The organism is Streptomyces fuscichromogenes, from assembly GCF_014645815.1.
Taxonomy (GTDB): Bacteria; Actinomycetota; Actinomycetes; order Streptomycetales; family Streptomycetaceae; genus Streptomyces; species Streptomyces fuscichromogenes.
The window spans coordinates 1-13,381 of the sequence record NZ_BMML01000010.1; the positions used below are offsets into that span (position 1 = coordinate 1).

Below are 13,381 nucleotides of genomic sequence, written 5' to 3' on the forward strand. Positions count from 1 at the left end.
GGTGGTGATCAACGTCTCGACGGCGACCCGGGAGGTGCGGTCCTCGCGCAGCAGCGCGTCGAGAATGGTGTCGCTGATCTGGTCAGCGATCTTGTCGGGGTGACCCTCGGTCACGGACTCCGAGGTGAACAGGCGACGGGACACAACGCTCCCTGGGGTTGCAGCGGCTGCTGGCTGATCATTGGCGGACGACACGGGGGCTGCACCCGGGCACCGTCCGAGAACAGTTTATCGGTCGCACTCGTCCGCCGGCCCACCTGTCTCGACACTCGGGAGTGCTGTGACCTGCGGCACGGGCATTCTGCCCAATGCCCGGCGGCCTTGGCCAGAGCCACCACGCCCTTATGTCGTACCCGGGAAAGTTGACATATGGCTGAAATAAGTTAACCCAAACGGGCCGCGACCAGATCCCAGACGGTGTCGGCGAGAGCCTCCTTCGGCCCGTGCGGCACAGGCGTCTCGCTGCCGTCGGCGCCGAGCACCAGGGCCTCGTTCTCCTCGGAACCGAACGTCTTCCGCTCCCCCACCTCGTTGACCACGAGCAGATCGCAGCCCTTGCGGGCCAGCTTGGTCCGGCCGTTGGCGAGGACGTCGTCGGTCTCCGCGGCGAAGCCGACGATCACCTGTCCGGACCGCGCCCGGTCGGCGGAGATCTCCGCGAGGATGTCCGGATTCCGCACCAGGACGATCGGCTCGGGTTCCTGGCCGTCCTTCTTCTTGATCTTCCCGGCCGCGTAGACGGCGGGGCGGAAGTCGGCGACGGCCGCCGCCATCACCACGGCGTCGGCGTCGGCGGCCGCCTTCAGCACCGCCTCGCGCAGCTGCACGGCCGTACCGACCGGGACGACGTCCACGCCGGCCGGGTCGGGCAGGCCGGTGGCGTTCGCGGCGACCAGCGTCACCCGGGCACCCCGGGCGGCGGCCGTGCGGGCGAGGGCGTAGCCCTGCTTGCCGGAGGAGCGGTTGCCGAGGAAGCGGACGGGGTCGAGGGGCTCGCGGGTGCCGCCGGCCGAGACGACGACATGACGGCCGGCCAGGTCCGGTTCCCGCACCCCTCGCGCGAGGACGCGGCGGCAGACCTCGAAGATCTCCGCCGGGTCGGGCAGCCGCCCCTTGCCGGTGTCGACGCCGGTGAGGCGGCCGACCGCCGGTTCGATCACGAGGGCACCGCGCCGGCGCAGCGTGGCCACGTTCTCCTGGGTGGCCGGGTGCTCCCACATCTCGGTGTGCATCGCGGGGGCGAAGACGACCGGACAGCGGGCCGTGAGGAGGGTGTTGGTGAGCAGGTCGTCGGCGAGGCCGTGGGCGGCCTTGGCGAGCATGTCGGCGGTGGCGGGGGCGACGACGACCAGGTCGGCGTGCTGGCCGATGCGGACGTGCGGGACCTCTTCGACGTGGTCCCAGACCTCGGTGGAGACGGGGTTGCCGGAGAGGGCGGACCAGGTGGCGGCGCCGACGAAGTGCAGCGCGGAGGCGGTGGGCACGACCCGCACGTCATGGCCCGACTCGCTGAACCTTCGCAGCAGCTCACAGGCCTTGTACGCGGCGATGCCGCCACTGACCCCCAGCACGACCTTCGGCTTGTCCACCGGGCCTCCACTCGTTGAATCGCCTCGTCGGATCGACGACTCCATCACACACCACAGGCCCGGCAGCGTGACTGCCGGGCCTGTGGATAAGTCAACCGCAATCTGAAGGTACTACTGCGCCGGGCCTTCGATGGCCTCGGAGGTCAGCAGACCCGCGTTGATCTCGCGCAGGGCGATGGAGAGCGGCTTCTCGTGGACGTGGGTGTCGACGAGCGGACCGACGTACTCGAGGAGGCCCTCGCCGAGCTGCGAGTAGTACGCGTTGATCTGGCGGGCACGCTTGGCCGCGTAGATCACGAGGCTGTACTTCGAGTCGGTGGCCTCGAGGAGCTCGTCGATCGGAGGGTTGATGATGCCCTCGGGCGCGGTGATGGAAGAGGACACGCTCTGCCTTCCGATGGATGGGAAAGATTCAGTCTGAATGATCAGCAACGATCACACAACGTCCATCAAGGCTAGCAGCTCGCGCGCCACGTCCTCGACGGAGGTGTTGACCAGTGTCTCGTCGAACTCCGGCTCGGCCGCGAGTTCGATCTTGGCCGCGTCCAGCCGCCGCTCGATCACCTCGGGCGCCTCGGTGCCGCGTCCGGTGAGCCTGCGCACCAGCTCCTCCCAGGAGGGCGGGGCCAGGAACACCAGCCGGCCCTCCGGCATGGTCTCGCGGACCTGCCGGGCACCCTGGAGGTCGATCTCCAGCAGGACCGGCACACCGGCTTCGAGGTGCTCCAGCACGGCGGCGCGCGGGGTGCCGTAGCGGTTGCCGGCGAATTCGGCCCACTCCAGGAGCTCGCCGTTGGCGATCAGCTTGTCCATCTCCTCGTCGGAGACGAAGAAGTAGTGGACGCCGTGCTTCTCGCCCGGCCGGGGCCTGCGGGTGGTCGCCGACACCGAGAGCCAGACCTCGGGGTGTTCTTTGCGCATATGAGCGACGACCGTGCTCTTGCCGACCCCGGAGGGGCCGGAGAGCACGGTCAGCCGCGGACGTACGTCCGGGGGCTCGGGGGTCGTCCCCCGGAATGTTGCAGCCATGCAGCGATTATTCCAGCAATCGCAGGCTGCCCGGGACGGCTGTCCCGGACGGCCCGATGATCAGGAGCCGGTGCTGCCGAACTCGCGCTCCAGGGAGGCGATCTGGTTGGACCCGAGGCCACGGACTCGACGGCTCTCGGAGATCCCGAGACGCTCCATGATCTGCTTGGCGCGGACCTTGCCCACGCCCGGCAGGGACTCGAGCAGGGCGGAGACCTTCATCTTGCCGATGACGTCGTTCTCCTGGCCCTGCTTGATGACCTCGTGAAGAGAGGCGCCGGAGTGCTTGAGTCGATTCTTGACCTCGGCCCGCTCCCGGCGAGCCGCGGCGGCCTTTTCGAGCGCGGCTGCGCGCTGTTCAGGGGTAAGGGGCGGAAGAGCCACGCCTACGTCACCTCGGATGTCGAACTGTCGGATACGGACCGGTGAGGAACCTAGTCGCCCCACACCTGGGGAGCTACGAGCAACACGCTTGCCCGTTGACTCTGCTCGGAGACTAGCGGGCAAGTCCGCCGGAGTCAGCGAGAACAGCGGAAAAGTCCTGGTCAGCCTCCGTGAGGACAGACATTTCAGACATACTGCCCGGGATTTGAGGATGTATTCACGTTCGGGCAGACCCCGAAGTGCCCGTCGCGGCGCGCCGCGCAGTCCTCACCGACCTGCGACGACGTCCCGGATCTCACCCGCGAACCGGTCCGCGGCCGCCCGCAGGGCCCCGACATCGGGACCGTGACGCAAAACACCTCGGCTCACGTTTGGAACCACGTTGCGCACCGCGGCCCCGAAGACCGTGGGGAGATCGGCCGCCGTCGCCCCCTGCGCACCCACGCCCGGCGCGAGGATCGGGCCGTTGATGTCGAGGTCGTACGACGACAGGTCGCCGACCGTGGCACCGACGACGGCGCCGAAGGAACCCAGCGGCTCCTCCCCCGCGTTCTCGGCGGCCAGGTGCGCCAGTACGGTGGCACCGACCGTCCGGCCGTCGGCGCGCACCGCGTGCTGTACCTCGGGACCCTCCGGATTGGAGGTGAGCGCCAGCACGAACAGGCCGGCCCCGGTCTCCCGGGCCAGCGCGACGGCCGGGCTGAGCGAGCCGTAGCCGAGGTACGGCGAGACGGTCAGGGCGTCCGAGAACAGCGGGGCGTCCTTGCGCAGATAGGCCTCCGCGTACCCGGCCATGGTCGAGCCGATGTCGCCGCGCTTGGCGTCCATCACGACCAGCGCCCCGGCCGCCCGCGCCTCCTCGACCACCCGCTCCAGCACGGCGACCCCGCGCGCCCCGAACCGCTCGAAGAACGCGCTCTGCGGCTTCATCACGGCGACCCGGTCGGCCACCGCCTCGACGACGGTACGGCTGAACCGCTCCAGGCCCACCACGTCGTCGTTCAGACCCCACTCGGAGAGCAGGGAGGCGTGCGGGTCGATACCGACGCACAGCGGACCGCGCTCGTCCATCACGCGGCGCAGCCGCGCGCCGAAGGGCTCCAAGGGGCTCATACGGTCTTCCTCACGTCGGCGCCGACCGCGTCGGCGAGGGTGGCGTACGGGCTGGTGCGCAGGCGCGCCGCGAGGCCCTTGTGGAGGGCGCGAGCGTAGAACGGCCCCTCGTAGACGAAGGCGCTGTAGCCCTGGACCAGCGTGGCACCGGCCAGGATGCGCTGCCAGGCGTCCTCGGCGTTCTCGATGCCGCCGACGCCCACCAGGGTGATCCGGTCGCCCACGCGCGCGTACAGCCGCCGCAGCACCTCCAGGGAGCGCGCCTTGAGCGGCGCCCCGGAGAGCCCGCCGGTCTCCTGCACCAGCGCGGGATCGGAGCGCAGCCCCAACTCGTCCCGCGCGATGGTGGTGTTGGTCGCGATGATCCCGTCCAGACCCAGCTCCACGGCCAGGTCGGCGACGGCGTCGACGTCCTCGTCGGCGAGGTCCGGCGCGATCTTCACCAGCAGCGGCACCCGGCGGTTCGCCGCCACCCGGTCGGCGGCCTCGCGCACGGCCGTCAGCAGCGGCCGCAGCTGGTCGACCGCCTGGAGGCTGCGCAGGCCCGGCGTGTTCGGGGACGACACGTTCACGACCAGGTAGTCGGCGTACGGCGCGAGCCGCTCGGCGGACTTCACGTAGTCGCCGACGGCCTCGGCCTCCGGTACGACCTTGGTCTTGCCGATGTTCACGCCCACGACGGTCCTGAAGACGGCCTCCCGGGTCGCCAGCCGCGCGGCGACGGCCAGCGAACCGTCGTTGTTGAAGCCCATGCGGTTGATCAGCGCCCGGTCCGCGACGAGCCGGAACATCCGCTTCCTGGGGTTGCCGGGCTGCGCCTCCCCGGTGACCGTGCCGATCTCGACGTGGTCGAAGCCGAGCATGGACATCCCGTCGATCGCGACGGCGTTCTTGTCGAAGCCGGCGGCCAGCCCGAAGGGCCCGTGCATCCGCAGCCCGAAGGCCTCGGTGCGCAGCTCCTTGTAGCGGGGCGCGAGCGCGGCCGCGACGAAGGTGCGCAGCACGGGAATGCGGGCGGCGAGCCGGATCCACCGGAAGGCGAGATGGTGAGCGGCCTCGGGATCCATCCGCCGGAAGACGAGCTGGAAAAAGATCTTGTACATCGGTGTCCTCACACGAAGGGGGGACGCCGTTTCCGGAGTCCCCCCTCAGCCGAGCGCCCTCAAGGGGCGCGGGGAACTGCGCGACCGGCCCCCACCGGCCCGCAGCCGAACCACGGCCTGTCAGTCCCGCGCGGCCGTCAACCTCTCCGCATGCTCCTGCAGCGACCGCACCCCCACGCCGCCGTGATTCAGCGCGTCGATCCCCTGCACGGCCGCCGCCAGCGCCTGCACGGTCGTCAGGCACGGCACCGACCGGGCCACCGCGGCCGTCCGGATCTCGTACCCGTCCAGGCGACCCCCGGTGCCGTACGGCGTGTTGACGATGAGGTCCACCTCGCCGTCGTGGACGAGCTGCACGATCGTCTTCTCGCCGTTGGGGCCGACCCCCTCCGACTGCTTGCGGACGACGGTCGCGTTGATGCCGTTGCGCTTGAGCACCTCGGCCGTGCCCGAGGTGGCCAGCAGCTCGAAGCCGTGGGCGACCAGCTCGCGGGCCGGGAAGATCATGGAGCGCTTGTCGCGGTTGGCGACGGAGATGAACGCGCGGCCCTTGGTGGGCAGCGGCCCGTACGCCCCGGCCTGCGACTTGGCGTACGCCGTGCCGAAGACGGAGTCGATGCCCATGACCTCGCCGGTGGAGCGCATCTCCGGGCCGAGGACGGTGTCCACCCCGCGCCCCTGGATGTCGCGGAACCGCGACCACGGCATGACCGCCTCCTTGACGGAGATCGGCGCGTCGAAGGGCAGCTCGCCGCCGTCACCGTGGGCCGGCAGCAGCCCCTCGGCACGCAGCTCGGCGACGGTCGCGCCCAGCGAGATCCGGGCGGCGGCCTTGGCCAGCGGTACCGCGGTCGCCTTCGAGGTGAAGGGGACCGTACGGGACGCGCGCGGGTTGGCTTCGAGGACGTAGAGGATGTCCCCGGCCATGGCGAACTGGATGTTGATCAGGCCGCGGACGCCGACGCCCTTCGCGATGGCCTCGGTCGAGGCCCGCAGCCGCTTGATGTCGAAGCCGCCCAGCGTGATCGGGGGCAGGGCGCAGGCCGAGTCGCCGGAGTGGATACCGGCTTCCTCGATGTGCTCCATGACCCCGCCGAGGTACAGCTCCTGGCCGTCGTACAACGCGTCGACGTCGATCTCGATCGCGTCGTCCAGGAACCGGTCGACGAGCACCGGCCGGGAGGGGCTGATCTCGGTCGACTCGGCGATGTAGGTGGCGAGGCGCGACTCCTCGTAGACGATCTCCATGCCACGCCCGCCGAGCACGTACGACGGCCGGACGAGCACCGGGTAGCCGATCTCGTCGGCGATGGCCTTGGCCTCGGCGAAGGTGGTCGCGGTGCCGTGCTTGGGGGCCGGCAGGCCCGCCTCGGCGAGGACCCGTCCGAAGGCACCCCGGTCCTCGGCCGCGTGGATGGCTTCCGGGGAGGTGCCGACGATCGGTACGCCGTTGTCCTTCAGCGCCTGGGACAGGCCCAGCGGGGTCTGGCCGCCCAGCTGGACCACCACACCGGCGACCGGACCAGCCTGCTGTTCGGCGTGCACGATCTCCAGCACGTCCTCCAGCGTCAGCGGCTCGAAGTACAGCCGGTCGGAGGTGTCGTAGTCGGTGGAGACGGTCTCCGGGTTGCAGTTGACCATCACCGTCTCGTAGCCCGCGTCGCTCAGCGCGAAGGACGCGTGCACGCACGAGTAGTCGAACTCGATGCCCTGGCCGATGCGGTTGGGACCGGAGCCCAGGATGATGACGGCCGGCTTCTCGCGCGGCGCGACCTCGGTCTCCTCGTCGTAGGAGGAGTAGAAGTACGGCGTCTTCGCGGCGAACTCGGCGGCGCAGGTGTCGACCGTCTTGTAGATCGGGCGTACGCCGAGCGCGTGCCGGACCTCGCGGACGACGTCCTCGCGCAGCCCGCGGATCTCGCCGATCTGCTGGTCGGAGAAGCCGTGCCGCTTGGCGTCGGCGAGCAGCTCAGCGCTCAGCTCCGGCGCCTCGGCCAGCTCGTCCGCGATCTCCTTGATCAGGAAGAGCTGGTCCACGAACCACGGGTCGATCTTCGTGTACTCGAAGACCTCCTCGGGCGTGGCGCCCGCGCGGATGGCCTGCATGACGGTGTTGATCCGGCCGTCGGTGGGCCGTACCGACTCGCGCAGCAGGTCGTCCTTGTCGCCGGGCTCGCCGACGAAGGTGAACTGGCTGCCCTTCTTCTCCAGCGAACGCAGCGCCTTCTGGAAGGCCTCGGGGAAGTTCCGGCCGATCGCCATCGCCTCACCGACCGACTTCATGGTGGTGGTCAGCGTGGAGTCGGCCTGCGGGAACTTCTCGAACGCGAAGCGCGGGGCCTTGACGACCACGTAGTCGAGCGTGGGCTCGAAGGAGGCCGGGGTCTCCTGCGTGATGTCGTTGGGGATTTCATCCAGGGTGTAACCGACGGCAAGCTTCGCCGCGATCTTCGCGATCGGGAATCCGGTCGCCTTGGAGGCGAGCGCCGAGGACCGCGACACGCGCGGGTTCATCTCGATGACGATGACCCGGCCGTCCTCGGGGTTGACCGCGAACTGGATGTTGCAGCCACCCGTGTCCACGCCGACCTCGCGGATCACTGCGATGCCGATGTCGCGGAGGATCTGGTACTCGCGGTCGGTCAGCGTCATCGCGGGCGCCACCGTGATCGAGTCGCCGGTGTGCACGCCCATGGGGTCGAAGTTCTCGATGGAGCAGACGACCACGACGTTGTCGTGCTTGTCGCGCATCAGCTCCAGCTCGTACTCCTTCCAGCCCAGGATGGACTCCTCCAGGAGCACCTCGGTGGTCGGGGAGAGCGTGAGGCCCTGACCGGCGATCCGGCGCAGCTCCTCCTCGTCGTGCGCGAAGCCGGAGCCGGCGCCGCCCATGGTGAAGGAGGGGCGGACCACGACCGGGTAGCCGCCGCCGAGCTCCTCGACGCCCGCGATGACCTCGTCCATGGTGTGGCAGATGACGGAGCGCGCGGACTCGCCGTGGCCGATCTTGCGGCGGACCTCCTCCACGACGTCCTTGAAGAGGTCGCGGTCCTCGCCCTTGTTGATGGCCTCGACGTTGGCGCCGATCAGCTCGACGCCGTACTTGGCGAGGACGCCGTTCTTGTCGAGCGAGATCGCGGTGTTCAGGGCCGTCTGGCCGCCCAGGGTGGGCAGCAGGGCGTCGGGACGCTCCTTGGCGATGATCTTCTCGACGAACTCGGGGGTGATCGGCTCGACGTACGTGGCGTCGGCGATCTCCGGGTCGGTCATGATCGTCGCCGGGTTGGAGTTGACGAGGACGACCCTGAGGCCCTCGGCGCGCAGCACGCGGCAGGCCTGGGTGCCGGAGTAGTCGAACTCGGCGGCCTGGCCGATGACGATCGGGCCGGAGCCGATGACCAGGACGGACTGGATATCGGTGCGCTTAGGCACGCTGGCCCTCCATCAGGGAAACGAAGCGGTCGAACAGGTAGGCGGCGTCGTGCGGGCCCGCTGCCGCTTCGGGGTGGTACTGGACGGAGAAGGCAGGCTGGTCGAGCAGCTGCAGCCCCTCCACGACGTCGTCGTTGAGGCAGACGTGCGAGACCTCGGCGCGGCCGAACCTCGTCTCGCTGACCTGGTCGAGCGGCGCGTCCACGGCGAAGCCGTGGTTGTGCGCGGTGACCTCGACCTTGCCGGTCGTACGGTCCTGGACCGGCTGGTTGATGCCCCGGTGGCCGTACTTCAGCTTGTAGGTGCCGAAGCCGAGCGCGCGGCCGAGGATCTGGTTGCCGAAGCAGATGCCGAAGAGCGGGGTCCTCCGCGCCAGGACTGCGGTCATCAGGGCCACCGGGCCGTCGGCCGTGGCCGGGTCGCCGGGGCCGTTGGAGAAGAACACGCCGTCCGGGGAGACGGCGTACACGTCGTCCTCGGTGGCGGTCGCGGGCAGCACGTGCACCTCGATGCCGCGCTCGGCCATGCGCTGCGGGGTCATGCCCTTGATGCCGAGGTCTATGGCGGCGACGGTGAACCGCTTCTCCCCGACCGCCGGGACGACGTACGCCTCCTTGGTCGCGACCTCCTCGTAGAGCGAGGCGCCCTTCATGTGCGGCTGGGCCTGCACGCGCGCGAGGAGTTCGGCGTCGGTGGCGATCGCCTCGCCGGAGAACACGCCGGCGCGCATCGAGCCGCGCTCGCGCAGGTGCCGGGTGAGGGCGCGGGTGTCGATCCCGGAGATGCCGACCACGCCCTGCGCCACCAGTTCCGCGTCGAGCGAACGCTTGGCGCGCCAGTTGGAGGGCACGCGCGAGGGGTCGCGCACGACGTAGCCGGAGACCCAGATGCGGCTGGACTCGTCGTCCTCGTCGTTCCACCCCGTGTTGCCGATCTGGGGGGCGGTGGCGACCACGATCTGGCGGTCGTACGACGGGTCGGTCAGGGTCTCCTGGTAGCCGGTCATGCCGGTGGAGAACACGGCCTCGCCGAAGGTCTCCCCCACGGCCCCGTAGGCGCGGCCGCGGAAGATCCGGCCGTCCTCCAGGACGAGTACGGCGGGAACCCTGGTGGCTCCCCTGGTGGAGGTCGTCATCGTTCGGCGCCTTCCGTGCTGGGTGTCTTGATCATGGAGTTGATGGCCTCGACCCATTCGGTCTGCTCGGCCGCGTGGTCCGAGCGGAATCCGGAGTCGATCAGCCGGTCGCCGTGCTGCCAGGTCACCACGAGGAGTCCGCCCTCGGTGAGGACCTTGCCCGCGATGCCCTTGCCGAGCAGGGCCTCGCGGAGCGCGTCGGCGGGGATGAAGAAGTCGGTCGCGCCGGGACGTACGACGTCCAGGCCCGCGTCGGTCAGGGTGAGCTCGGCCCGGCTGCGGGAGCCGAGGCCGCGTGCCACGATGCGGTCCAGCCACTGCCCGGCGGTGGTGGAGCCGTGGTAGCGGCCGCTCATCGTCAGTTTCGCCTCGCCGGGGTCGTCCGGCGCGGTGGGGAGCTCGGGCAGGTCGCCCTGGAGGGTGCCGCGCCACTTCCAGCCCTCGCGCATCAGCCAGTAGACGAGCGCGACGAAGAGGGCGAGGCCGACGAGCCAGCCGACGCGGGCGGACCAGTCGGTGACCGCGGCCGACTTCTTCTCGTCGGCCAGCAGGATCAGAGGTGTCACGTCAGCTTCCCGTCCACGAGCGTCGCCTTGCCCCGCAGCCACGTGTGGGTGACACGGCCCGGCAGCTCGCGTCCCTCGTACGGGGTGTTGCGGCTGCGCGAGGCGAAGCCCGCGGGGTCCACCTGGCCACGGTATTCGGTGTCGACGAGCGTGAGGTTGGCGGGCTCACCTGCCGAGACGGGACGGCCATGACCGGCGGCCCGGCCGATCCGCGCCGGCTTCACGGACATCCGGTCCGCGACTCCGGCCCAGGTCAGCAGGCCCGTGTCCACCATGGTCTCCTGGACCACCGACAGCGCGGTCTCCAGGCCCACCATCCCCATGGCGGCCGCGGCCCACTCGCAGTCCTTGTCCTCGTGCGGGTGCGGGGCGTGGTCGGTGGCGACGATGTCGATGGTGCCGTCGGCGAGTGCCTCGCGCAGCGCCAGCACGTCCCGCTCGGTGCGCAGCGGCGGGTTGACCTTGTAGACCGGGTTGTACGACCGCACCAGCTCGTCGGTGAGGAGCAGGTGGTGCGGGGTGACCTCGGCGGTGACGTCGATGCCCCGGGACTTGGCCCAGCGCACGATCTCGACGGAGCCGGCGGTGGAGAGGTGGCAGATGTGGACGCGGGAGCCGACGTGCTCGGCGAGCAGGACGTCCCGGGCGATGACCGACTCCTCGGCGACCGCGGGCCAGCCCCCGAGCCCCAGCTCCGCCGAGACGACGCCCTCGTTCATCTGGGCGCCCTCGGTCAGCCGGGGCTCCTGGGCGTGCTGGGCGACGACCCCGCCGAAGGCCTTCACGTACTCCAGCGCGCGGCGCATGATCACGGCGTCGTCGACGCACTTGCCGTCGTCGGAGAAGACGGTGACCCCGGCGGCCGACTCGTGCATGGCGCCCAGCTCGGCGAGCTTCCTGCCCTCCAGGCCGACGGTGACCGCGCCGATGGGCTGGACGTCGCAGTAGCCGTGCTCCTGGCCGAGCCGGTAGACCTGCTCGACGACGCCGGCGGTGTCGGCGACCGGGAAGGTGTTGGCCATGGCGAAGACGGCCGTGTAGCCGCCGCTCGCGGCCGCGCGGGTGCCGGTGAGGACGGTCTCGGAGTCCTCGCGGCCGGGCTCGCGCAGATGTGTGTGCAGGTCCACGAGGCCCGGCAGCAGCACCTTGCCGCCGGCCTCGACGACCTCGGCCCCGTCGGCGGACAGACCGGAGCCGACCGCCTCGATGGTCTCGCCGTCGATCAGGACGTCCTGCGGCTCGCCGCCGAGCACCCTCGCACCACGGATCAGGATCTTGCTCATGGGTCTTACTTCTCCTCGGTGGTGCGGGCGTGGCTGACGGCGGGTTCGTTGCCGCCGAGCAGGAGGTACAGAACGGCCATCCGGATGGAGACTCCGTTTGCGACCTGCTCGACGACGGTGCAGCGCTCGGAGTCGGCGACCTCGGCGGTGATCTCCATGCCGCGGACCATCGGGCCGGGGTGCATCACGATGGCGTGCTCGGGCATCTTCGCCATGCGCTCGCCGTCGAGGCCGTAGCGCCGCGAGTACTCACGCTCGGTCGGGAAGAACGCCGCGTTCATGCGCTCGCGCTGCACGCGGAGCATCATCACCGCGTCGGACTTGGGCAGTACCGCGTCGAGGTCGTAGGACACCTCGCAGGGCCACCGCTCGACGCCGACCGGCACCAGGGTGGGCGGGGCGACCAGGGTGACCTCGGCGCCGAGGGTGTGCAGCAGGTCGACGTTGGATCGGGCGACGCGGCTGTGCAGGACGTCGCCGACGATCGTGATGCGCTTGCCGGCCAGGTCCTGCCCTATCCCGGCGTCGCGGCCGACCAGGCGGCGGCGCATGGTGAAGGCGTCCAGGAGGGCCTGGGTGGGGTGCTGGTGGGTGCCGTCGCCGGCGTTGATGACGGCCGCGTCGATCCAGCCGGAGTTGGCGAGGCGGTAGGGGGCTCCGGAGGCGCCGTGCCGGATGACGACGGCGTCCACGCCCATCGCCTCCAGGGTCTGGGCGGTGTCCTTCAGGGACTCGCCCTTGGAGACGCTGGACCCCTTGGCGGTGAAGTTGATGACGTCGGCGGAGAGGCGCTTCTCGGCGGCTTCGAAGGAGATCCGGGTCCGGGTCGAGTCCTCGAAGAAGAGGTTGACGACGGTGCGGCCGCGCAGGGTCGGCAGCTTCTTGATCGGCCGGTCGGCGACCCGGGCCATCTCCTCGGCGGTGTCGAGGATCAGGACGGCGTCGTCGCGGGTGAGGTCGGCGGCCGAGATGAGATGACGCTGCATCTGTCAGGCTCCGTAAGGCAGTTCACATATCGGGAGATTGCGGGCAGGCATGGGCGCACCGGGGTGGTGCGGCCCCTCGGCCTGCTACGAGGTCGGCTTCACGCCGAGCAGCACGGTGTCGCGACCGTCCTCCTCGGCGAGCAGGACCTTGACCGTCTCCCGCAACGACGTGGGGAGGTTCTTGCCGACGTAGTCGGCGCGGATGGGCAGTTCGCGGTGGCCGCGGTCGACGAGCACCGCGAGCTGGACCGCGCGGGGCCGCCCGATGTCGTTCAGGGCGTCGAGGGCGGCGCGGATGGTGCGGCCGGAGAAGAGCACGTCGTCGACGAGGACGACCAGTCTGCCGTCGATGCCGTCACCGGGGATCTCGGTGCGGGCCAGCGCCCGCGGCGGGTGCATGCGCAGGTCGTCGCGGTACATGGTGATGTCGAGCGAACCGACGGGCGTCTTGCGGTCGGTGATCTCCGCCAGCTTGGCGGCGAGCCGCTGGGCGAGGAAGACACCGCGGGTCGGGATGCCGAGGAGGACCACGTCGTCGGCGCCCTTGGCGCGCTCGACGATCTCGTGGGCGATGCGGGTCAGCACCCGCGCGATGTCGGGGCCTTCGAGAACGGGCCGGGCATCGGAAGCCTGCACCGCGGTGTCGGGCTTTTCCTGCTGGTTCTGCTTGTCCATACGAAACGGACCCCCTTCTCCGCCTCACGGGACGGACTTTAAAGGACGTCGGATTTGCGCCATCAACGGTAGCAGGTGGCGAAGAG

At 70.3% G+C, this 13,381-nt stretch carries 13 protein-coding genes; all 13 read right to left on the reverse strand.

Translation table 11 applies throughout. From position 1 onward, the window contains the following. The coding region (locus IEZ11_RS22285) for an S-adenosylmethionine synthetase N-terminal domain-containing protein (RefSeq protein WP_308426488.1) at positions 1 to 144 on the reverse strand (144 nt) is incomplete at its 3' end. 239 nt (positions 145 to 383) lie between these two features. After that, entirely contained in the window at positions 384 to 1,589 is a 1,206-nt protein-coding gene (gene coaBC, locus IEZ11_RS22290; RefSeq protein WP_189264611.1) for a bifunctional phosphopantothenoylcysteine decarboxylase/phosphopantothenate--cysteine ligase CoaBC, read from the reverse strand. Positions 1,590 to 1,700: 111 nt separating this feature from the next. Further along, a complete protein-coding gene (gene rpoZ / locus IEZ11_RS22295; RefSeq protein WP_005319902.1) occupies positions 1,701 to 1,973 on the reverse strand; it encodes a DNA-directed RNA polymerase subunit omega in 273 nt (90 codons plus the stop codon). A gap of 51 nt (positions 1,974 to 2,024) precedes the next feature. Continuing rightward, complete coding sequence (gene gmk / locus IEZ11_RS22300; RefSeq protein WP_189264612.1) at positions 2,025 to 2,618, reverse strand: guanylate kinase; 594 nt, start codon at positions 2,616 to 2,618, stop codon at positions 2,025 to 2,027. 60 nt (positions 2,619 to 2,678) lie between these two features. Beyond that, the gene (locus tag IEZ11_RS22305) at positions 2,679 to 3,002 is read right to left on the reverse strand and encodes an integration host factor (protein ID WP_003977346.1); all 324 of its coding nucleotides are present in this window, start codon (positions 3,000 to 3,002) and stop codon (positions 2,679 to 2,681) included. Positions 3,003 to 3,269: 267 nt separating this feature from the next. Then, positions 3,270 to 4,115 carry an orotidine-5'-phosphate decarboxylase gene (pyrF, locus tag IEZ11_RS22310; protein WP_189264613.1) on the reverse strand — a complete coding sequence of 282 codons (846 nt, stop codon included), beginning with the start codon at positions 4,113 to 4,115 and terminating at the stop codon, positions 3,270 to 3,272. Then, positions 4,112 to 5,218 (reverse strand): quinone-dependent dihydroorotate dehydrogenase, encoded by a 1,107-nt coding sequence (locus IEZ11_RS22315; RefSeq protein WP_189264614.1) that lies wholly within the window; start codon positions 5,216 to 5,218, stop codon positions 4,112 to 4,114. Before IEZ11_RS22315 ends, pyrF begins: the two co-directional genes overlap by 4 nt. 120 nt (positions 5,219 to 5,338) lie before the next feature. Continuing rightward, positions 5,339 to 8,650 (reverse strand): carbamoyl-phosphate synthase large subunit, encoded by a 3,312-nt coding sequence (gene carB / locus IEZ11_RS22320; RefSeq protein WP_189264615.1) that lies wholly within the window; start codon positions 8,648 to 8,650, stop codon positions 5,339 to 5,341. Further along, positions 8,643 to 9,785, reverse strand: coding sequence for a glutamine-hydrolyzing carbamoyl-phosphate synthase small subunit (gene carA, locus IEZ11_RS22325; protein WP_189264616.1), 1,143 nt, complete (start codon positions 9,783 to 9,785; stop codon positions 8,643 to 8,645). The genes carB and carA overlap by 8 nt, the downstream gene beginning before the upstream one ends. After that, the gene (locus IEZ11_RS22330; protein WP_189264617.1) at positions 9,782 to 10,351 is read right to left on the reverse strand and encodes a PH-like domain-containing protein; all 570 of its coding nucleotides are present in this window, start codon (positions 10,349 to 10,351) and stop codon (positions 9,782 to 9,784) included. Before IEZ11_RS22330 ends, carA begins: the two co-directional genes overlap by 4 nt. Beyond that, positions 10,348 to 11,634 carry a dihydroorotase gene (locus IEZ11_RS22335; RefSeq protein WP_189264618.1) on the reverse strand — a complete coding sequence of 429 codons (1,287 nt, stop codon included), beginning with the start codon at positions 11,632 to 11,634 and terminating at the stop codon, positions 10,348 to 10,350. The genes IEZ11_RS22330 and IEZ11_RS22335 overlap by 4 nt, the downstream gene beginning before the upstream one ends. Before the next feature lie 5 nt (positions 11,635 to 11,639). After that, positions 11,640 to 12,620, reverse strand: a complete 981-nt coding sequence (locus IEZ11_RS22340) for an aspartate carbamoyltransferase catalytic subunit (protein ID WP_189264619.1) — start codon at positions 12,618 to 12,620, stop codon at positions 11,640 to 11,642. 84 nt (positions 12,621 to 12,704) lie between these two features. Further along, on the reverse strand, positions 12,705 to 13,295 hold the full coding sequence (pyrR, locus tag IEZ11_RS22345; RefSeq protein WP_189264620.1) for a bifunctional pyr operon transcriptional regulator/uracil phosphoribosyltransferase PyrR: 591 nt from the start codon (positions 13,293 to 13,295) through the stop codon (positions 12,705 to 12,707). Between the last annotated feature and the right edge of the window lie 86 nt (positions 13,296 to 13,381).